Origin of the sequence: Actinoplanes sp. NPDC051411 (genome assembly GCF_040682075.1) — a bacterium.
GTDB lineage: Bacteria > Actinomycetota > Actinomycetes > Mycobacteriales > Micromonosporaceae > Actinoplanes.
Window position 1 is genome coordinate 51,182 of sequence record NZ_JBFBAD010000050.1, and the last position, 20,402, is coordinate 71,583.

Sequence of the window (20,402 nt, forward strand, 5' to 3'; positions counted from 1 at the left end):
CGGGGTGTCCTGCGATGCTCGCAGCACGTCGTTTCCGACGTGTTACCGGCTCAGGGACGATCAGAACACTCAGCGGCGGCTTCCGAGGAGGAAAGTCGCCGCTGAGGCCCGGAAGGGTACGGTCAGGCCCCGGTGTAGAGGATCGCGTCGATCTCGATGTCGAAGCCGACCAGCGGCACCGGCAGCGTGGTGCGGACCGGCAGGTTGTCGCCCTTGATGTACTGCTTGTAGACCTCGTTGAGCTCGGCGAAGTCGGCGAAGTCACGCAGGTAGACGCCGACCCGTACGGCCTGGTCGAGGCTGGAGCCGGCCGCCTCGGCGACCGCGGCCAGGTTGCGGAACGCGGCGTGGGCCTGCTCGGTGAAGCTGCCGGTCACCCGGGTGCCGTCGGGCAGCGCCGGGACCGCGCCGGCCAGGTAGATGGTGTCGCCGGCGACGACCGCGTGCGAGTACGGCCCTCCGTGCGGGGCGGCCTGGTCGGTCATGACAGCGCGCTTGGGCATCAGGAACTCCTGTTTTCTCTCGGTTCGGACTCTCGGGGGAACTGTTCGGCGAGGCCGTCGACGCCCACCAGCGGTGTGGCAAGCAGTGCCCGCAACGACCGGTCGCGGCGGGCCAGCGCCGCTCGTTGGGCGTCGGTCAGCGGGATCCAGGGTGGCACCGGGGCCGGCAGCCGGGGGATGAGTGCACGCCCCCCGGCGTACGTCAGCTCATTGACCAGCCGCAAGGGTGACCGGCGCACCTGGCGGTGAGCGTCGGTGACCTCGAATTCTTCCTCCCGGACCGCGAAGACCGCGAGGTCGGCCGGCGCGCCGGGGACGAGCCGCCCGCCGGGCAGGCCGAGCGCGCGGGCCGGTGCCTCGGTGGTGGCGGTGACCACCTCGCTCAGCGTGAGGCCGGCCGCGAGCAGCTTGGCCATCGTGGTCGGCAGGTCGAAGACCGGGCCGTGCAGCGAGCGGGCGTGCAGGTCGGTCGAGATCGTGTGCGGGCGCAGACCGGCGTCGAGCTGGCGTTCGAGCACGTCGAACGCGAACGCGCCCGAGCCGTGGCCGATGTCGAGGAGCACTCCGCGTTCGACCGCCGCGTGGACGGCCGGGCCGAGCGGTGCCGCGATCCCGCTCGCGCAGTGGGTGACGATGTCGCCCGGCCTCAGCAGGTCGAGCACCTCGTCGAGGGAGGGCGGGGCGGTGCCGATGTGGACCATGACCGGGACCCCGGCTCGTCCGGCCGCCGCCAGGCCGCGCCGCAGGGGCTCGACGCCGTTGTCGCCGACCGTGTCACGGTCGATCCGCACCTTGACGCCGCGCAGCAGGTCGCGGTGTTTCTGCAGGGTGTCGGTGGCCAGTGCGACGTCGCAGTTGCCGAGGTCGCGGCTCTCGCCGGTGCGCCCGGCCAGGCCGACCGCCGAGATGTTGAGCAGGGCCGGTATGCGCAGGGCGGAGCCGGCCGCGACCCGCCGCAGCCCGTCGATCGTGTAGGCGCCGGCCGATCCGGCGTCGACCCAGGTGGTGACGCCGGAGTACCAGGCGGTCGCGTCGGGGTCGATGCCCCAGTAGCCGGCGCCGACGTGGGTGTGGAGATCGATCAGCCCGGGGGTGACGAGTTTGGTGGTGGCATCCACGATGTCCGATGCGTCGCGGGGCAGGCCGGGGCCCACCGCCGCGATCACCCCGTCGCTGATCGCGATGTCGGCCTGCCCGCCGTCGGCCAGCCGGCCGCCGGCGACCAGCAGATCCCAGGTCACTTCGCCTCCTTCAGCGCCCGGTTGATCGCCAGCCGGTAGAGCCGGGTCGGGCGGCCCTTGCGGTAGGCCTGCGCGCTCCCGTCCGAGACTGCCAGGTCGGCCGCGCTCAGCTTGCGGATCAGCCGCCGCCCGCTCGGATCGGTGATGCCCAGGGTGCGGGCCAGCTCGCCGGGGGAGAGCGGCCGCCCGTCCCGGCCCCGCTCGACCGCGGCCAGCCTCGACAGGGTGGCGGCGCTCAGCCCGGCCCGTTCGGCCAGCGCGGCCAGGCCGCCGTGGGCGCCGTGCGCCCGGTGGGACCAGGCCAGCGGCGGCCCGGACCCGCCGATCGGGCCGATGGTCAGGCCGTCGTCGGTGAACAGGTAGCCGGCCGGCCCGGCCTCCGCGCGGGCCCGGGCGGCCGCGCGCTCGGCCAGGTCCACGGTGAGCCGGGCGGTCGCGCCGATGCCGAACCCGGCCGCCCGTCCGGCCGGCAGCGTGGTCCAGCGCTGGGTGGCCCGCTCGAACAGCGCGGCCGGCCCGAACACCTTTTCGCCGTCGATCCAGGCGTCGGCGAACTCGGGCATGGCCTTCAGCCGTCGCCGGAGGCCGGGCTCGACGAAGACCGCGGCCGCGAAACGCTGGCCGTGGGCCCGGATGCGCAGGGCGAGCTCGTGCAGGTCGGCGCGGATGGCCTCGGGGGTCGGGTGGGCGCTGATCACCCGGCTGCCCAGGGCGGCGGCGACGCCGGTGCGCACGCTGATGACGTACGGGGCGGCCTGTTCACGGTGGAATTGGACCACCTCGTCGACCGGCCGGCCGGGATCGAACGGCTGGCACCTGATCTCCGCCGGATCGAGCTCCAGTGCGGCGGCCACCTCGTCGACGGTCGCCCGGCTGAACGTGTCGATGCTGACCGGGGTCTTTTCTTCGGCTCGGGCCCAGGCCAGGGCCAGATCCAGCGCGCCCGGGAGGGTGATCGCGACCGGCAGGCCGGGCGGGATCAGGTCGCGCGAACGGGCCCATGGCACCGGACCGAGCAGCACGCCGTCGGGTCGATCGTCGCGCAGCAGCTCGGCCACCCGGTCGCGGATGTCGATCTCCTCGCGGTAGGTCGCCCAGGCCACGTCGACGCCGGTGAGGGTGGCCGCCGCGGCCGCGAAGCGCGCGCGGTGGTCGTCGTGCACGACCAGCCCGATCACCATCGTTGACTCTCCCGCCCGTTTAACGAACTATAAACGAACCATGACTGTGATCCCGCGCCCGGTTTCCGTGACGTCGCTTCCCGGCGTCTTCACACCGCTCCCCGGCGGCACGATCACCGCCGAGCCGTCCCTCGACGGCGTCGCCGCCTGGCTCCGCGGCGAGCTCCCGCCCGGATTCGGAGGGGTCACCCTGCGCCTGGAGGCGCGAGCTCCTTTCTCGTACGCGCTGAGCGTCGCCCCCGACCGCATCGACATCGCCGGTGGCTCCCCCGAGGCGGTCTTCCACGGCGCCCAGACGCTGCGCCAGCTGCTGCCGCCGTGGACGCTCCGCCGGGCCTTCGCGCCCGCCTCCATCGAGCTGCCGGCCGTCCAGATCACCGACGAGCCCCGGTTCGCGTGGCGCGGGGTCATGCTCGACGTGGCCCGCCACTACATGCCCGTGCCGGACGTGCTCCGCTTCCTCGACCGGGCCGCCTTCCACAAGCTCAACGTGCTGCACCTGCACCTGACCGACGACCAGGGCTGGCGGTTCGAGGTGCCCGGATGGCCGCGGCTCACCTCGGTCGGGGCGTGGCGGCCGTCGAGCATGCTCGGGGCACGCATGCACGAGAAGCAGGACGGGCGACCGCACGGCGGCTTCTACACCTCGGACGACCTGCGGGAGATCGTGGCGTACGCGGCCGAGCGCTTCATCACGGTCGTCCCCGAGATCGACATGCCCGGGCACATGCAGGCCGCGATCGCCGCCTATCCCCAGCTCGGAAACGGTTTCTCGGGCGGCGTCCGCACCGAGTGGGGCATCTCGTCGCACGTCCTGAACGTCGGGCCCGAGGCGCTCGACTTCTGCCGGGTCGTGCTCGACCACGTCTGCGACCTGTTTCCCTCCGAGTTCATCGGGATCGGCGGCGACGAGTGCCCGGCCGACGAGTGGGCCGCCGCCGGGGTGCCGTCGCCTCTGGAGGTGCAGTCGTGGTTCACCGCGCAGATGGCCGCCCATCTGGCCACCCGCGACCGCCGCGTATTCGGCTGGGACGAGATCCTCGGCGGCGGCGCGCCCTCCGGCGCCCTCATCGCGGCCTGGCGCGGGGTCGAGCCGACCCGGATCGCCGCCCGCGCCGGGCACGACGTCATCGCGTGCCCCGACATCGCGGCCTACCTCGACTACCGCCAGTCCGAGGACCCCGGCGAACCGACGCCGGTGGGCACGCTGCTCACGCTTTCCGACGCGTACGCCTTCGAACCGGTCCCGTCCGATCTCACCGCGACCGAGGCGTCCCGGGTCATCGGCGGCCAGGCCAACATCTGGACCGAGCACATGGAATCGGCCCGCCGGGTCGACTACATGGCCTATCCGAGACTGTGCGCGATCGCCGAGGCCTTGTGGACGCCGGCCGCCGACCGCGACTTCGCCGATTTCTCGGCCCGGCTCGAACCGCACCTTTCCCGGCTCGACGCGCTGGGGGTCAACTACCGTCCACTGTCCGGGCCCCGCCCGTGGGATGCTCGGCCGGACGCACCCGGCTATCCGCGCACGCTCGCCGATCGCCTGGCCCAGCTGCACGAGATGACCGCGGACCTGCGACGGTAGGAGGCTCGGTGGACGTTCCGGAGACGACGGTCGACTGGCGCAGCAAGGGATTCTGGCTGCCCGACGGGGAACGCCCCGCCTCCTGGTATGCGGCCGACCGCCCCGGCCTCTTCGAGGGCGGATTCACCTGGCCACTACTGACCCTCCGGCAGTCGGCGGCCCTCCACAACATTGAACTGATGGCCGCATATTCGCGGCGCCACGACATCGAATTCGCCCCGCACGCCAAAACCACGATGGCCCCCGGCCTGATCGCCGCCCAGCTGTCGGCCGGCGCGTGGGGAATGACCGTGGCCACGCCCAACCAGGCGCTGGTGCTCCATCGGCTCGGCGTGCCCCGGGTCTTCATTGCCAACGAGGTCCTCGACCCGGTCGCCCTGCGGTGGCTGGCCACGGCCCCCGATTTCGAGGTCTACCTGCAGGTGGATTCCCTGGCCGGGGTCGCGGCGGCCGCCGCCGTGCCGGCCGGCCGACTGCGGGTCTTCGTCGAGCTGGGCCATGCCGGCGGGCGCACCGGCGCGCGCTCCCTGGACGAGCTCCACGCGGTGGCATCGGCCGTCAACGGAGCGCCGCGCCTCTCGCTCGCCGGCGTCACCGGCTATGAGGGCCAGTTGCCCGACGTCGCGTCGGTCGACGCGTTCCTCGACCTCCTGGCGGCCGGAGTCACCCGGCTCAAGGACCTCCTGCCCGCCGAACCGCTGGTGTCGGCCGGCGGCAGCGCCTGGTTCGACCGGGTGGTCGCCCGGCTGTCCGGCCTGCGCGTCCTGCTCCGCAGCGGCGCCTCGGTCTCGCACGACGACGGCTTCTACCGGGAGCGCACGCCGTTCCGGCGGGTGCCCGGGGAAGGCCCGCTGACCGCCGCGCTCGAACTGTGGGCGCAGGTCATCTCCACCCCGGAGCCCGGACTCGCGATCGTCGGCATGGGCAAGCGCGACGCACCCTTCGACGAGGGGCTGCCGGTGGTCTACGAGGTCCGCCGGGCGGGCCCCTCACCGTCCCCGGACGGCATGACGGTCACCAGGATGAACGACCACCACACCTACCTGGCGACCGGCTCGTCGCCGCTGACCCCGGGGGACCTCATCCGCTTCGGCATCTCCCACCCGTGCACGGCCTTCGACAAGTGGCGCGACATCCCGGTCGTGGACGACGACCACCGGGTCGTTGACGTCCTCCACACGTACTTCTGAAGGCCGGCGAGCTTTTCTGACCCGCCCTGGTCATCGGCGGCCTCCGCCTCAGCTGAGTTCGGTGGCGAGTACGGCACTTGCCCTCGCGCGTTCGCTGTCCAGGCCGGCCTTGACGCGCTCGAGCGTGGCCGCGTTCCGCTGGATCAGGTCGTGCTGAAGGCCGACCTCCGCCGCGTGCCATTCGTCGACCAGCTTCGACTGTTCCTTGCAGTCGACGTCGGCCACCGCGACCGATTTCTCCGCGGGCGACGGGCCGGCCGATTCGGTGGCCCACCAGCGGCGGTCCGAGACCGCCGCGAACGGATTTCCGTAGTGCAAACCGCGCCGCGCCATGCAATTCCGCCAGGAGGCCATTGCCGCGGCGACTCGGGGCGCGCGCTGCGAGTCGGTCAGCGAGGCATGGTCGATCCGGGCCAGTTGCGCGGCAGCCGGGCCGGGATCGGCCGGCAATTGCCGGGCCGCCTGGGCGGCGCATCCGTCCGGGCCGTAGGCGGCGTCCCTCTGGCGTGGGCTGAGGCTGTTGTCCCGCGCATTGTTCAACTCGTCGACGATCGCGGGCGTCAGCAGGCCGACCGGCACGTGGTAGCCGAAATCGCGCGCAACGGGCCGCTCGATCACGCCGTAGCGGCGCCGGTTGCGGTAGTCGCCGACGCTGGTCGGCCGCGCGATGACTTTCCAGTCCAGGCCGGCCGCCTTCAGGCAGTCGCGGGTGAGCCGATCCCGGGCGTTCGCCGAGGTGTAGAGCTCGGCCAGCGACGGGCTGTACGCGTCGAGCGGCAGCGCCAGCGCCTTGACCTGCTCGGACGGCGGGAAAGCCGGCGTCGGGGCAGGGATCGGCCTGGCGGCCGGCACGCAGCCGCCGGCGAGCAGGGTGACGAGCGCGAGAAAGGCGATCCTGCGCGACATCGGCCGGCTCCCTGCCTGGATATCGAGGCTGAGACCCACCGAGCGCGGATCTCAGCCGGCGAACGTCGGACTTCAGATCCGCTTGAACGAGCTGGCTTTGTCGGTGAAGCCGTTGTTATGAAAATTGTTGTCGTAGGACTCCGGCCGCGCGGTGTAGGTGAGATCGCCGGTGCAGCCGGGGAAGTCCCACAGAATAATCGTCCGGTCGGTGTAATTCCGCATGGCGTTCGCGTTGTTGTCGATAAGACCGTGCAGGTTTCGGCAGCCTTCCGAAGACGAGGCCACAAATTGGGGGTCCCGATAGTCGCTGGTCGGATAGAGGCAGAACGAGTGCGCCGGGCAGTCGTCCGCGGCCGAGGCCGGGGTCGCGACGGCGACACCGGCCATCGGGGCCAGCACGAGGGCGGCGGCCGCCAGCATCTTCTTCACGATGCATTTCCTTTCGGTCGGGCCTGGGAACCGGTGTTCGTTTACGCCGATGATGTTTGCACAACGTCAAGCGTTTCCTGATTCGCGAACCGTCTCTCCACCCGATCGGCGCGCTGACGTCACCCCGTACTGAGGAATTGTGTGATTTCCCCGTCAGGGACGGCGCCTCTTCTTCCGGCCGGAGCCACCGCCAAGTGGCGCGCAGTTTCTCCCGGGGAGCGGGCGCATTCTGGTGGCAGCGGTCACTCACCACGGCAAATGCGCGCGGCCGGCACCGACGCCTGGACGCGGTGACCGAGGAGATGCCGACCCTGGGCGGGGCCTACACCTATGCCGAGCGGGAGGTGGCCGCATGCAGCCACGCCCGCACCGACGGGGCGTCGACCGACCGGACCTGCTCCCGCCGGGACTTGGCGAATACCCGTCGCGACGCACCACGGTCAGATGCTCCCGTACGACTCGGTGGTGCTCTCCGCGCGCCCACGGCCAAACCGCAGAGTCGTCTGCTTCCACGACCGCATGAACTCAACGTCGAGCACCGGGCGGCTTCACCTGAGCCAGAATCGCCGAGAACAGTCCCGGGTCGCGGAAATGTCGTACCCCCGGGGCAGCATGTGCGGCATGGCTGACTTCTGGCTGGAGCCGTGGGATGAGCGCGGGCTGGTGCTCGAGCGGCGGGCGAACACGCCCGAGATGCAGGCGCACCTGGCCGGCGTCGAGGCGGAGGCGGTGCTGGTGTCCCGGCATCGGAACTTTCTTGACACCAAGCTGCAGGGCGAGGGCGAGTTCCTCCTGATCATGGTGGACGGGGAGGCGGAGCCGGTCGGGTCGGTGGGCTACTGGGAGCGGGAGTGGCGCGGCGAGACCGTCTATGAGCTGGCGTGGAAGGTGCTGACCGGCTTCCAGCGGCGCGGGCTCGCGGTGGGGGCGACGGCGGCCGTGCTGGAGCGGGCCGCGGCGACCGGGCGGCACGACTGGGCGCACGCATATCCGAAAATCGGCAATGCGGCGTCCAACTCGGTGTGCGCGCGGGCCGGGTTCTCCCTGGTCGAAGAGGTCGACTTCGAATTTCCGAAGGGCAGCTGGATCCGCTGCAACGACTGGCGGTTCGACCTGCGCGGGGCTCGACGGTGAACGCGGTGTGCGGCCAGGCGGCCTATGACCTGCGGTTCGACTGGGGGCCGAGCGGGGCCGCGGCGGTGGCGCCCGGCGCGGCCGTCGTCGTGGTCGTCGACGTGCTCTCCTTCACCACGACGCTGGCGCTGGCGGTCGAGCGGGACATCGCCGTGATGCCGTTTCCCGGGCGCGATGCGAAGGAACTGGCCGCGGAGCACGACGCGACCCTTGCCGTCGGCCGGTCCGAGGCCGGGCCGGGGAAGATCAGCCTGTCGCCGCGGAGCCTGCTCGATCCGCCGGCCGGGGTGCGGCGGCCGGACGGCGGCCTGCGGCCCGCGGTCGAAGACCTGTGGGGAGCCGGGGCGGTCATCGATGCGCTGGCCGGCGGGCGGTCGATCTCGCCGGAGGCGGCGGCCGCGCGGACGGCGTACGCCTCGGTCGCGGGGAGCGTGAGCGACTCGCTGTCCTCGACCGGCAGTGGGGTTGAGCTGGCGGCGATCGGGTTCGGGAGCGACGTCGCGATGGCGGCGGAGGAGTCGGTGAGCAGGGCCGTGCCGGTGCTGCGGGGCGGGTGGTTCGTCGATGGCGGATCCGGGCGCGCCGAGCCGCTGGTCTAGAGGTTGTGGTGATGGACCGGGCTGTGATGGAGGAAAGCGCCACGATCGGCGAGATCGCTGGCGGAAACGGGACGGCTGCCCGAAGGTGGGGCCGTCAACGACAAGCTTCCAGAGGAAGAGAAACCAATGCGTAAGTGGTGGCCACTGGTGACCATCTGCCTGGGCACCTTCATGCTGCTCATCGACGTCACCATCGTGAACGTCGCGCTCCCGCAGATGTCCGGCGACCTGAAGACGTCGTTCAACTCGCTGCAGTGGGTCGTCGACGGCTATGCGCTGTCGCTCGGCGTGCTGCTGCTCGGGGCGGGCGCGCTCGGCGACATGTTCGGGCACCGGCGGCTCTACGTCGGCGGCCTGACGCTCTTCGCGCTCGCCTCGCTGACCTGCGGCGTCGCGAGCGACCCGGCGATGCTGATCACGTCGCGGGTGGTGCAGGGCGTGGGGGCGGCGGCGATGTTCACCACGACCTTCGCGCTGCTCAACAGCTCCTATCAGGGGCGGGAGCGCGGCGTCGCGTACGGGATCTGGGGTGGCGTCTCCGGCGCCGCCGCGGCCGTCGGGCCGATCCTCGGTGGCCTGCTGACCGAGGGGTTCAGCTGGCGCTGGATCTTCCTGGTCAACCTGCCGATCAGCGTGCTCGCGATCACGATGTGCTTCGTGGCGCTGGCCCACGACGGCAAGCGGCAGCCGGGCCGGTTCGACCTCGCGGGCACCGTGACCTTCACGATCGCGGCGACCGCGCTGACCCTGGCCGTGATCCGGGCCAACGACGAGGGCTGGTCGTCGCTGCAGACCTGGGGGCTGATCGTGCTGAGCGCGGTCGCGCTGACCGGCTTCGTGCTGATCCAGTGGCGCAGCCCGCACGCGATGTTCGACCTCGGCCTGCTGCGCAACCGGTCCTTCACCGGCATCCTGATCGCCGCCCTGCTGGTCAACTTCGCGGCGTTCGCGGCGTTCACCTACACCTCGATCTGGCTGCAGTCGGTCAACGGCATGAGCCCGCTCAAGGCCGGCCTCACCGGCCTTCTCGTCTCGATCGGCTCGATGGTCGCGTCGGGCATCGCCGGTGCCCGCCTGCACGGCCGCTCGCCCCGCGCGATCATCGGCTCGGGCATGCTCCTGATCGGGCTCGGCTCCCTGCTCAACGCCGTGCTGGTGCACGCCACGTCGAGCTGGCCGGCGCTGCAGGGCGGCTATGCGCTGATCGGCGTCGGGGTCGGCCTGGTCATGCCGACGCTGGCCTCGTCGGCGATGGGCGCGGTGCCGCCGCGGCGCAGCGGCATGGCGGCGGGCTCGCTGACGACGGCCCGGCAGCTCGGCTTCGCGATCGGCATCGCGGTGCTGGGCACGGCGTTCGCCTCGCGGGCGGCCCACTACCTGGCCGGCCACAACGCCCCAGACCCCGACCGGACGGCCCACGCTCTGGCGGCCGGCCAGGCCGGCCGCATCCTGGCCACGGTTCCCGACAACGTACGCGGAACGGTCTCGACGGCCTTCCACGGCGCCTTCGCCTCGGGCCTCGACGTGGCGTTCCTCATCGCGGGAGGCGCGGGCCTGCTGGGCTCGCTGGCGGTCTTCCTGCTGGTCCGCCCGGCATCCCGGCCGGAGCACGCCGCCCCGGCCGGCCAGGCGGCGGCACCGGAGCCGACCGCGGTCGCCTGACCGGTCGCCCTCCGCGGCCCGCCTCGGATCGGGTCGCGCAGGCGGCGGGTTCTCGGGCCGGGTCGCGCAGGCGGCGGGTTCTCGGGCCGGGTCGCGGAGGCGGCGGGTTCTCAGGCCGGGTCGCGGAGGCGGCCGTTCTCGAGCAGGAAGAAGGCCTGCTTGACCCGGGTGAGCTGGGGGACCGTCTCGACCGTGCGGACGCCCTCGATCGCGGCGACCTCGGTGGTGATGTAGCGGTAGAGCTCGGCCGGGCTCGAGCACAGCGCCGACGCCATGATGTTGTGCTGGCCGGTCGTCGCGGCCGCGAAAGCCAGCTCCAGGTGGTCGGCCAGCCGGGCGCCGACCGCGGCCAGGTCGGCCGGCGAGACCGTGAACCAGAGCATGGCCACCGAGCGCAGCCCGATGACCTCGTGGGCCACGTCGAGGTGGAAGAAGACGGCGCCGCTCGCGACCAGGTCGGCGACCCGGTTGGCGGCCTGCCGCTGGGTCAGCCCGGACGCCTCGGCGAGCGTGGCCCAGCCGGCCCGGCCGTCGCGGCTGAGCGCGCTGATCAGGCGGTGGTCGGCAGGCGTGATCGTGGCGTCGCCGTCGCCCTCGGCCGGCGCGCCCTCGGTCAGGATGGCCTGCTGCCCGTCGCTCAGCGGGTTGCCGCGGGCGATCCAGTCGACCTCGCCGCGGCCGGCGAACCGGTGCAGCATCTGGTGGGCGCTGAACGTGAGCACGCTCGAGGCGCGGGGCAGGTGGTAGAGCAGGCCGTCGGTCACGCCCCGGGTGTCGTCGATGTTGGCCTGGCAGGTGACCTCGGCACCGCCCGCGCCGATGCTCACCCACGCCGTGTCGGACCGGCGGGCCAGGGCGTCGGCCAGACCGGCCGCGCTGCCCGGGCGGCAGCCGATGCGCAGCGTCCAGCTCGCCGTGCCGGGCTGGTGCGACGGCTCGGGCAGCGCGGTTATGCGGACCACCCCGTGGGTGCGCATCCGCTGGAATCGTCGGGCGACCGTCTGCTCCGACACCTCGAGCACCGTGGCGATGCGGGCGAAGGGCGCCCGCGGGGCGATCTGCAACGCGTGGAGGATCTGCCGGTCGATGCGATCGAGCGTGAGGGAATCGGTCGCCATTCGTCGATTCTATGGCGGTCTACCTCGCAGAGGTGAGTCGCCTCGACGGGGGATGGGTCTCGATGGACGACCCGCTTAGGGTCCGGATTGTCCCCTTCAAAACCGGAGCCGCCTTATGTCGCTTTTCAAGACGACGAACCGGAACCTGCCGGCCCAGGCCTACCCGATCAATCGGATACGCGAGGACCCGATCCCGGACGGCCCGACCGAGCCGCTCGGCAAGCGGACCGCCAAACCGCGGGTACGCAACTGGGGTCTGCTCGCGCTCGTGGTGGCGATGTTCGCGCTCAACGTCGCCGGCGTCGCGGGCCTGCTCGCCTGGCGGGCGCTGAAGACGAAGGCGGTCGCGGCCGGGGCCGGGAAGGCGGTGACGACCGTCGCGCCGGAGGCGGGCGGGGGCTATGCCGTCGCGTACGCGCAGGAACCCCTGCGGGTGCAGGTGGGCTGCTCCGCGGTGATGTTCCTGGATCTCGACGAGCCGCGGGCGAACGCCGGCGAGAGCGTGAGCGACCTGCGCTACGACAGCCGGTGCGGCGACCAGCCGCCCAGCCTGACCCTCGGCCCGGGTGCCACCGCCGGGGCCCAGGTGGGCACCAGCGACATCGACGCCGCCGGGTGTGGCGACGCCGTCCGTACGCGCCCGCTCGGCCCCGGTGCCAGCGTCCAGGTGCGCAAGGGGGCCGCGTTGTGCGTGCTCACCGCGGCCAGCCCGCCCGACATGGTGCTGATCGAGGTGACCGACGTGGCGCAGACCGGGATCGCCGGCATGCGGGCGACCTCGTGGAAAGTCACGGGCTGACGGACGTCCGGCCGAGCCACCCTGACAGAATGGCCGTTGCGTTCGAGACAGCTTTGTGAGGAGAGAACTGCCGTGATCCGTACCCATGACGCCGGGACGCTCCGCGCGAGCGACGCCGGCACGACGGTGACGCTCGCCGGGTGGGTGGCCCGCCGGCGCGACCACGGCGGTGTCATCTTCGTCGACCTGCGCGACGCGTCCGGCGTCGTGCAGGTGGTCTTCCGCGAGGAGGACGCGCACGCCCTGCGCAACGAGTTCTGTGTGAAGGTCACCGGCGAGGTCAGCCGGCGGCCGGAGGGCAACGACAACCCCGAGCTGCCGACCGGCGAGGTCGAGGTGGTCGCGTCCGAGCTGGTCGTGCTCTCGGAGGCGGCCGCGCTGCCGCTGCCGATCGACGACACGGTCACCGCGTCGGACGATCTCCGGCTGAAATACCGCTATCTCGATCTGCGCCGCAGCGGGCCGGCCAAGGCGCTGCGCCTGCGCAGCCGGGCCAACCAGATCGCCCGCGAGGTGCTGCACGCGCGCGACTTCAACGAGATCGAGACGCCGACCCTGACCCGGTCGACCCCCGAGGGCGCCCGCGACTTCCTGGTCCCGGTCCGCCTGCAGCCCGGCACGTGGTACGCGCTTCCCCAGTCTCCGCAGCTGTTCAAGCAGCTGCTGATGGTGGCCGGCATGGAGCGCTACTACCAGATCGCCCGCTGCTACCGCGACGAGGACTTCCGGGCCGACCGGCAGCCCGAGTTCACCCAGCTCGACATCGAGATGTCGTTCGTCACCCAGGACGACATCATCGCGCTCGGCGAAGAGATCGTCGGCAAATTGTGGAGCGAGCTGGCGGGATATGACATCCCGCGGCCGATTCCGCGCATCACCTGGACCGACGCGATGAACCGCTACGGCTCCGACAAGCCCGACCTGCGCTACGGGGTCGAGCTGGTCGACCTCACGTCGTATCTGAACGGCACCGAGTTCCGGGTCTTCGCCGGCGCCATCGCGGCCGGCGGCTACGTCGGCGCGGTCGTCATGCCGGGCGGCGCTTCGCAGACCCGCAAGGAGCTCGACGGCTGGCAGGACTGGGCGAAGGCGCGCGGTGCGCGGGGTCTGGCCTACGTGGTGCTCGATTCGGAGACGGGCGAGGCTCGCGGCCCGGTCGCGAAGAACCTCTCGTCATCGCACCTGGACGGGCTCGCCGACACGGTCGGTGCGAAGCCGGGCGACGCGATCTTCTTTGCCGCCGCCAACGAGCGTCGTGAGGCCCAGGAGCTGCTCGGCGCGGCTCGCATCGAGATCGCCAAGCGGTCGAACCTCATCGACGAGAGCGCCTGGGCGTTCTGCTGGGTCGTCGACGCGCCGATGTTCGAGAAGACCGACGAGGGCGGCTGGACGGCGGTGCACCACCCCTTCACCTCGCCCAACGCGGAGTGGATGGACCGCTTCGAGGAGGCGCCCGACCAGGCGCTCGCCTATGCGTACGACATCGTCTGCAACGGCAACGAGATCGGCGGCGGCAGCGTCCGTATCCATCGGGCCGACGTGCAGAGCCGGGTCTTCGACCTGCTCGGCATCACGCCGGAGGAGGCGCAGGACAAGTTCGGTTTCCTGCTCGAGGCGTTCAAGTACGGCCCGCCGCCGCACGCCGGCATCGCCATCGGCTGGGACCGCACCTGCATGCTGCTCTCCGGGAACGACTCGATCCGCGAGGTCATCGCGTTCCCGAAGACCCGCGGCGGGTTCGACCCGCTGACCACCGCGCCGACCCCGATCACCGCCCAGCAGCGGCTCGAGGCCGGCATCGACGCCAAGCCGAAGGCGACCGCCGGCACGCCCGGCACCGACGGCCAGGCCGTCCCGGTCGAGCACTCCAACTAGCAACCTCTCATGCAGCCGGCCGGGTTGCTGATGACCAACCCGGCCGGGTTCAGCGGGTGATCTCGGCGGTTGCCTGGTCGGCGACCGCCAGCAGTTTCGGGTCCGGGTCGGCCCGCCACATCTCGATCGCCGCGTCGGCGAACTTGAGGGCGTGCGGATCGTCCGACTCCACCGCCCGGGCGATCGTCTCCTCCGGGCTGGTCGCGGCGCCGTCGAAGATCCGGGACTCGGCCGGGGAGTAGGCGGCGATCACCGCGGCGGACGCCGCCCAGGCAGCTTCGAGGCTCGGTCCGGCCATCGACGATGGCAGCGCCGGGAGCGCACGCAGCACGGCCGCGGGCGCGGTCGCCGAGTGCACGAGCATGAGCGCGTTGGCGTACCCGTACTCGCCGTGCCGGAGCACCGCGGCGGTGACGATCGCACGGAGCCGGTGTTGCACCTCGCCCTCGCCGGGCACCTGCCCGGCGGCTTCCGGCCAGCCGGGGAGATCGGCCAGCTGGGCGAGCCGGTTGCGGATGCCGAAACGCTGATCGGGTACGCGGGGGACCAGGTCGAGGGCCGAGCGCGGATCGGTCGACCGGTACGGCCCACGCCCGGCCGGAGCCAGCGGCTGCCACCGGGCTGCCCAGTAGGCCAGGCCCTGCCCGAGCTCGTCGACCCGCGGCGTGGTCTCCTCGTCGAGCAGGGCCCGCACCGCGTGACCGACCCGGATCACGCCGTGCGTCGCCCCCGCGGCGATGCCGGGCAGCAACCGCGGCCACCACGTCGCCAGCGTCTCCCGCCACGGCGTCTCCCGCACCTCGCGCGCGAAGAACGCGATCCAGTCGCCGGTGCGCGTCGGGTCGCCGAGCGGGTCGCGCCATTCCTCCCGGCCGATCGGGCTGATCCCGCGCGGCGCCTCCTCGAGCCGGTCCCGGTACGCGTCGATCCAGCCGTCGATGTCGGCTTCGTGTCCGTTGTGGGCGAGTGCCTCGACCGCCATCGGGGCGTGGTTGGACAGCCAGCCGTCGCGTTCCGGTCCGGTGTCCCGCAGGCGTTGCAGACCTTCATCCAGAGTCGAATCCGTCATGGAAGTCACCGTGCGCCTTGAAGCGAGGTTGAGGTCAAGGGTCGATGATGTGGCGCGTGGAAATTGAGATGCCGGCGTGGAAGAGGCGGACCGACGGGGAGCAGCGGTGGCCGGCCGCGGTCGCCATCGCGGTGCTGATCGCCCTGGAGTGGCTGCTGCCGGACCGGCTGTCGCTCGGGCCGCGCTGGCTCCTCCCCGGCCTCCAGGTCGTGATCATCGGGGTGATCGTGGCCGCCAACCCGGGCCGCATGCGCAAGAGCTCGCCGATGCTGCGGACGATGAGCCTGCTGCTGATCGCGGTGGCCAGCCTCGCCAACGTCTATTCGGTCGCGCGGCTGGTGCTCGACATCGTGGGCCACCACGACACCGGCTCGGCCGGCGACCTGCTGATGACCGGCGGCGGCATCTACCTGATCAACGTGCTGACGTTCGCGGTCTGGTTCTGGGAGCTGGACCGGGGCGGGCCGGTCGAGCGGGCGGCCGGGAGCGATCCGTACCCGGACTTCCTCTTCCCGCCGATGACCTCGCCCGACATGACGAAGAAGGACTGGGAGCCGTACTTCCTCGACTACTTCTATCTGGCGTTCACCAACGCGACCGCGTTCAGCCCGACCGACACCCTGCCGCTGTCCCGGTGGGCGAAGTTCGTGATGGCGTTGGAGTCGGCGATCGCCCTGGTCACGGCGGCGCTGGTGATCGCGAAGGCGGTGAACGCCCTGCAGTAGGGGTTGCACAGTTTCTTTGCACAGTTATTGTGGATGCCATGGACATCGTCCGGCTCGGCCACGATCAGATCCGCGTGCTCGCCCACCCGCTGCGCAGCCGCCTGCTCGGCAGCCTGCGCCTGCACGGCCCGGCGACGGCAACCCGGCTCGCCGCCGAGCTGGGCACCAACACCGGCGCCACCAGCTATCACCTGCGTCAGCTGGCCGGGGTCGGCCTGGTCGCCGAGGAAGAGCGGCCGGGCAGCGGCCGCCAGCGCTTCTGGCGCTCGGTCCACGACATGTCGACGTGGCAGCGCAGCCAATACGACGACGATCCCGACGCCGCCGCGGCCGCCGACTGGCTCGCCGACCAGCAGCTCAACCAGCTCACCTCACATATGCAGAGGTGGCGGGCCGTCGCGCTCGACGAGCCGACCGAGTGGCGCGACGTCAGCTTCCTGTCCGACCACTTCCTGTCGTTGGATGCCGCGCAGACCCGTGCCTTGACGGCCGAGATCGACGCCGTCATCGACCGCTGGCGCGACGTCGAGCCCGGCCCCGGCGCCCGGCAGGTCCTGCTCTATCTCGGCGCCGTGCCCAACCTGGAGGAGCGATGAGGCTCCGCGCCCGGTTCCTGCTGCTGCTCGGCCTGCGCTGGTTGCCGGTCGGCCTGCTGATCCCGGTGTCGGTGCTGCTGCCGCTCGAGCGCGGGCTCACCCTGGCCGAGGCCGGGTCGGTCGCCGCGATCCAGGGCATCGTGGTCATGGTTCTCGAGCTGCCGACCGGCGGCCTGACCGACGCGCTCGGCCGCCGGCCGGTGCTGGTCGCGGCCGGTGTGATCAACCTGGCCGCGGCCACGCTGCTCGCGGTCGCCCACTCGGTCGCCGCGTTCGCGGTCTACTGGCTTCTCCAGGGCGTCTATCGGGCGCTCGACAGCGGCCCGCTCGAGGCCTGGTTCGTCGACCACGCCCTGGCGGCCGACCCCGCGGCCGACATCGAGACCGGGCTCAGCCGCAGCGGCGTCGTCATCGGAGTGGCGGTGTCCGGCGGGGCGCTGCTCGGCGGCGGAGTGGTCGCGCTCGGGCCCTATGGTCCGGTTTCCGCCCTGACCGCCCCGGTGCTGCTGTCGATCCTGTTCCAGGCGGTGTCGCTGATCTGCGTGCTGGTGCTGATGACCGAGGAGCGGGCGGTTCGCGGGATCACGGCGGTCGCGGCGTCGGTGCGCGGGGTGCCCGGGGCGATCCTCGGAGCGGTCCGGATCGTGCGCGGGTCACGGGTCGTGGCGGCCCTGATCGCGGTGGAACTGTTCTGGAGCTTCGGCATGCCGGCCTTCGAGGCGCTCACGCCCGTGCGCCTGAGTGCGCTGCTCGGCAGCGGCGACCGGGCGTCCGCGCTGATGGGCCCGGCCGGAAGCGCGGCCTGGGGTGCGTCGGCGCTCGGCGCCGCGCTGATTCCGCTGCTCACCCGCCGGATCGGCGCCCGCTGGACCGGTTTCACGCTGCGCCTCGCCCAGGGCGTCACGGTGGCCGGCATGGGCCTGTTCGGCGGGGTGGCCGGGGTGATCGGGGCCTACCTCCTGACCTACTCGGTGCACGGCGCGGCCAACCCGGTGCACGCCGGGCTGCTGCACCGTCAGGTCGACGGGCCGCACCGGGCCAGTCTGATCTCGCTCAACTCGATGCTCGGCCAGCCGGGCTATGCCCTCGGGCTGATCGCGCTCACCGCGCTCGCCGGATCGGCCGGTGTGGGTGCCGCGATGCTCCTCGGCGCGGCCGCGCTCGCCGTCGCCGCCCCGCTCTACCTGGTGAAAGCTCCGGCGCCCGAGCCACTATGGAGTTTGCGCGCGACCACCACCGGGGTATGAGGTGCGGCAAGCCCACACCCCCACGGAGGCTCTCCAATGCTCGCTATCGCCGCTGCGATCGTCTTCGCCATCTGGCTCCTGCTCGACCTCTTCAACACCAACCTCGGCGCGCCCGACCTGTTCAACTTCTCGACCATGGCGTCGATCGGGTTGCTCCTGCTCTCGCTCTATCTGGCCGGCTTCGGACCCGGGCCGCGCACCGGCTCGGGCAGCGGCGGCCGCCGCTTCTACGGCCGCCGGCCCGGCCGCGGCTGAGCCCTCCTTCGGTATGGGCCCGCTCCCCGCGTATTTCGGGCGTGCGGGAGCGGGCCGGTACTGTTTTCGCCGATGGACACGGACGGGCTCTTCTCACTGGCCTCCCCGGTGAATGCGACCTCGCCGACCGGCTTCGACTCTCCCGACGCTGATTCGCCGCTCGCCGTGCGGATGCGTCCGGCGAGCATCGACGAGCTGGTCGGCCAGGAGCACCTGCTCGCGCCCGGCGCGCCGCTGCGACAGTTGGTGACCGGCGACAGCCCGATGTCGGTGATCCTCTGGGGTCCGCCCGGCACCGGCAAGACGACCATCGCGCATCTGGTCGCCCGGGCCACAAATCGGAAATTCGTCGCCTTGTCGGCGCTGTCGGCCGGGGTGAAGGACGTGCGGGCGGTGATCGATACCGCGCGGCAGGAGCGGCGCCGGGGCGGATCGCCGACGGTCCTGTTCATCGACGAGGTGCACCGGTTCTCCAAGACCCAGCAAGACTCGCTGCTGGCCGCGGTCGAGGACCGGACGGTCACGTTGCTGGCCGCGACGACCGAAAACCCGTACTTCTCGGTTATTTCGCCGCTGCTGTCGCGGTGCGTGCTCCTCACTCTCCAGGCGCTCGGCGACGACCAGGTCCGCGCACTGCTGCGCCGCGCGGTCACCGACCCGCGCGGGCTGAGCGGCTCGGTCACCCTCTCCGCCGAGGCCGAGGAGCATCTCGTACGCCTGGCGAGCGGCGACGTCCGCAAGTCGCTGACCGCCCTCGAGGCCGCGGCCGCCTCGGCCCACGCCCAGAACGCGACCGAGATCGACCTGGCCACCGCCGAAAAGGCGGTCGACGTCGCGGCCGTCCGCTACGACCGCGACGGCGACGCCCACTACGACGTGACCAGCGCGTTCATCAAAAGCATGCGGGGCAGCGACCCCGACGCGGCGCTCCACTGGCTGGCCCGCATGCTGGTCGCCGGCGAGGACCCGCGGTTCATCGCCCGGCGCATCGTCATCTTCGCCAGCGAAGACATCGGCATGGCCGACCCGCAGGCGCTGCTCGTGGCGAGCGCGGCCGCCCAGGCCGTGCAGAACGTCGGGCTGCCCGAGGCGGGCCTCAACCTGGCCCAGGCGGTCGTGCACCTGGCCACGGCGCCGAAGTCCAACAGCGTGACGACCGCGCTGGGCGCGGCGATGGCCGACGTACGCGCCGGGCGAGGCGGAGCCGTCCCCTCGCATCTGCGCGATGCGCACTACCCGGGCGCACGTGGCCTAGGTCACGGCCGGGGCTACCGCTACCCCCACGACGATCCGCGCGGCGTGGTCACCCAGCAGTACATTCCGGACGATCTGGTCGACGCCGAGTACTACCAGCCGACCGACCACGGCGCCGAGCGCGCGGTCTACGAGCGGGTGCCGCGCCTGCGCCGGATCGTCCGCGGGGCCCCAGCCGGTGATCGTTCCGGGCGTGATGCGTCACAGCCGTCGGCCGACTCTTCGCTCGTTGAAGTGGACGCGTCACCTGCGGTGACGCCCCCCAAAACCGGTCAAGCGGCCGAGGGCGAAACCGGCGGGAACCGGCGTAAGGTGGCCGAGCCGGAGACCGGACAGGACGACAGCGGCGAGACCGCCGGAAGGGAACAGCCGTGAAATCGCGCGGTGCCGAAGGGCCCGACGACGACGCCGACCTGCGTAACGACCAGGGCGGAAAGAACCGCCGACTCTTCGGTCGCGGCGGTCGGGCGGAGCCGGTCGAACCCGAGGAGATCCCGAGCGAGGAAACCGGCTGGCTCGACGACCTGCGCACGGCCAAGCAGCAGCGCGGCGCGATCGGCCCGGGCACCCTGGCCGGCGAGACGCGGCCGTCCAAATCGGGCCGGGTCGCCCCCGGCCCCGACGACGAACCGGGCCCCGACGACATCCCGCTGCCCGGCCGCGGAGCCGCCCGCCCGGTGAGCCCGTCCGGCCCGGTGCCCGACGCCCGGCCGGCGCCCGGGTGGCAGGGCGGTTCCGGCGCTTGGGCGACGACGGCTAACCCTCAGTCCGGCAATCCCCAGTCCGGCAATCCCCAGTCGGGCAACGCCTCGTTCGGCAACCAGCAGCCCGGCCCTGGCCAGCCGCCGCTTTCGCAGCCGCCCGCCGGCGCCGACCCGGGGCGCCGGGGCGTGCCGCCGCGGCAGGCTTCCGGCCCCATGCAGGCTTCCGGCCCCATGCAGGCTTCCGGCCCCATGCAGGCTTCCAGCCCCATGCAGGCTTCCGGCCCCATGCAGGCTTCCGGCCCCATGCAGGCTTCCGGCCCCATGCAG

At 72.1% G+C, this 20,402-nt stretch carries 19 protein-coding genes and 1 pseudogene; 13 read left to right on the forward strand and 7 right to left on the reverse strand.

Features of this window, described 5'->3' with window-relative positions; genetic code table 11:
• Positions 1–122 precede the first annotated feature (122 nt).
• The 3 genes from AB0M88_RS26375 to AB0M88_RS26385 are packed head-to-tail and all read right to left on the reverse strand — an operon-like array spanning position 123 to position 2,925.
• The gene (locus tag AB0M88_RS26375) at positions 123–503 is read right to left on the reverse strand and encodes a RidA family protein (protein ID WP_364106654.1); all 381 of its coding nucleotides are present in this window, start codon (positions 501–503) and stop codon (positions 123–125) included.
• Positions 503–1,744 carry an amidohydrolase/deacetylase family metallohydrolase gene (locus AB0M88_RS26380; protein ID WP_364106656.1) on the reverse strand — a complete coding sequence of 414 codons (1,242 nt, stop codon included), beginning with the start codon at positions 1,742–1,744 and terminating at the stop codon, positions 503–505. Before AB0M88_RS26380 ends, AB0M88_RS26375 begins: the two co-directional genes overlap by 1 nt.
• Complete coding sequence (locus tag AB0M88_RS26385; RefSeq protein WP_364106658.1) at positions 1,741–2,925, reverse strand: transcriptional regulator; 1,185 nt, start codon at positions 2,923–2,925, stop codon at positions 1,741–1,743. The genes AB0M88_RS26380 and AB0M88_RS26385 overlap by 4 nt, the downstream gene beginning before the upstream one ends.
• 40 nt (positions 2,926–2,965) lie before the next feature.
• On the opposite strand from AB0M88_RS26385, the gene AB0M88_RS26390 reads away from it, so the two are divergent.
• On the forward strand, positions 2,966–4,513 hold the full coding sequence (locus tag AB0M88_RS26390; protein WP_364106660.1) for a beta-N-acetylhexosaminidase: 1,548 nt from the start codon (positions 2,966–2,968) through the stop codon (positions 4,511–4,513).
• 8 nt (positions 4,514–4,521) lie between these two features.
• The gene (locus AB0M88_RS26395; RefSeq protein ID WP_364106662.1) at positions 4,522–5,703 is read left to right on the forward strand and encodes an alanine racemase; all 1,182 of its coding nucleotides are present in this window, start codon (positions 4,522–4,524) and stop codon (positions 5,701–5,703) included.
• A 48-nt stretch (positions 5,704–5,751) separates the two neighbouring features.
• On the opposite strand, the gene AB0M88_RS26400 is transcribed toward AB0M88_RS26395, so the two are convergent.
• On the reverse strand, positions 5,752–6,609 hold the full coding sequence (locus AB0M88_RS26400; RefSeq protein WP_364106664.1) for a hypothetical protein: 858 nt from the start codon (positions 6,607–6,609) through the stop codon (positions 5,752–5,754).
• A 72-nt stretch (positions 6,610–6,681) separates the two neighbouring features.
• The gene (locus AB0M88_RS26405) at positions 6,682–7,029 is read right to left on the reverse strand and encodes a peptidase inhibitor family I36 protein (RefSeq protein ID WP_364106708.1); all 348 of its coding nucleotides are present in this window, start codon (positions 7,027–7,029) and stop codon (positions 6,682–6,684) included.
• 630 nt (positions 7,030–7,659) lie between these two features.
• Here AB0M88_RS26405 and AB0M88_RS26410 point away from each other — a divergent pair.
• From AB0M88_RS26410 to AB0M88_RS26420, 3 genes are all read left to right on the forward strand, one after another.
• Positions 7,660–8,172, forward strand: a complete 513-nt coding sequence (locus tag AB0M88_RS26410) for a GNAT family N-acetyltransferase (protein ID WP_364106666.1) — start codon at positions 7,660–7,662, stop codon at positions 8,170–8,172.
• Complete coding sequence (locus tag AB0M88_RS26415; protein WP_364106668.1) at positions 8,169–8,771, forward strand: 2-phosphosulfolactate phosphatase; 603 nt, start codon at positions 8,169–8,171, stop codon at positions 8,769–8,771. The genes AB0M88_RS26410 and AB0M88_RS26415 overlap by 4 nt, the downstream gene beginning before the upstream one ends.
• Before the next feature lie 126 nt (positions 8,772–8,897).
• Positions 8,898–10,433 (forward strand): MFS transporter, encoded by a 1,536-nt coding sequence (locus tag AB0M88_RS26420; protein WP_364106670.1) that lies wholly within the window; start codon positions 8,898–8,900, stop codon positions 10,431–10,433.
• Between the two features lie 110 nt (positions 10,434–10,543).
• On the opposite strand, the gene AB0M88_RS26425 is transcribed toward AB0M88_RS26420, so the two are convergent.
• On the reverse strand, positions 10,544–11,551 hold the full coding sequence (locus AB0M88_RS26425; protein WP_364106672.1) for an AsnC family transcriptional regulator: 1,008 nt from the start codon (positions 11,549–11,551) through the stop codon (positions 10,544–10,546).
• 115 nt (positions 11,552–11,666) lie between these two features.
• Between AB0M88_RS26425 and AB0M88_RS26430 the strand changes: the two genes are divergently transcribed.
• Positions 11,667–12,350, forward strand: coding sequence for a hypothetical protein (locus AB0M88_RS26430; RefSeq protein WP_364106674.1), 684 nt, complete (start codon positions 11,667–11,669; stop codon positions 12,348–12,350).
• A gap of 72 nt (positions 12,351–12,422) precedes the next feature.
• The gene (aspS, locus tag AB0M88_RS26435; RefSeq protein WP_364106676.1) at positions 12,423–14,225 is read left to right on the forward strand and encodes an aspartate--tRNA ligase; all 1,803 of its coding nucleotides are present in this window, start codon (positions 12,423–12,425) and stop codon (positions 14,223–14,225) included.
• Positions 14,226–14,274: 49 nt separating this feature from the next.
• On the opposite strand, the gene AB0M88_RS26440 is transcribed toward aspS, so the two are convergent.
• Positions 14,275–15,294 carry a questin oxidase family protein gene (locus AB0M88_RS26440; RefSeq protein WP_364106678.1) on the reverse strand — a complete coding sequence of 340 codons (1,020 nt, stop codon included), beginning with the start codon at positions 15,292–15,294 and terminating at the stop codon, positions 14,275–14,277.
• A 56-nt stretch (positions 15,295–15,350) separates the two neighbouring features.
• On the opposite strand from AB0M88_RS26440, the gene AB0M88_RS26445 reads away from it, so the two are divergent.
• The 6 genes and pseudogenes from AB0M88_RS26445 to AB0M88_RS26470 form a co-directional block, all read left to right on the forward strand.
• Positions 15,351–16,019, forward strand: a complete 669-nt coding sequence (locus tag AB0M88_RS26445; protein WP_364106680.1) for a hypothetical protein — start codon at positions 15,351–15,353, stop codon at positions 16,017–16,019.
• 38 nt (positions 16,020–16,057) lie between these two features.
• A complete protein-coding gene (locus AB0M88_RS26450) occupies positions 16,058–16,615 on the forward strand; it encodes a helix-turn-helix domain-containing protein (protein WP_364106682.1) in 558 nt (185 codons plus the stop codon).
• A complete protein-coding gene (locus tag AB0M88_RS26455; RefSeq protein WP_364106684.1) occupies positions 16,612–17,862 on the forward strand; it encodes an MFS transporter in 1,251 nt (416 codons plus the stop codon). Before AB0M88_RS26450 ends, AB0M88_RS26455 begins: the two co-directional genes overlap by 4 nt.
• 36 nt (positions 17,863–17,898) lie before the next feature.
• Positions 17,899–18,117 (forward strand): hypothetical protein, encoded by a 219-nt coding sequence (locus AB0M88_RS26460; protein WP_364106686.1) that lies wholly within the window; start codon positions 17,899–17,901, stop codon positions 18,115–18,117.
• A 171-nt stretch (positions 18,118–18,288) separates the two neighbouring features.
• Positions 18,289–19,746, forward strand: coding sequence for a replication-associated recombination protein A (locus AB0M88_RS26465; RefSeq protein ID WP_364106710.1), 1,458 nt, complete (start codon positions 18,289–18,291; stop codon positions 19,744–19,746).
• A pseudogene (locus AB0M88_RS26470) lies at positions 19,743–20,402 on the forward strand (hypothetical protein); the annotation flags it as partial. The gene AB0M88_RS26465 and the pseudogene AB0M88_RS26470, both read left to right, overlap by 4 nt.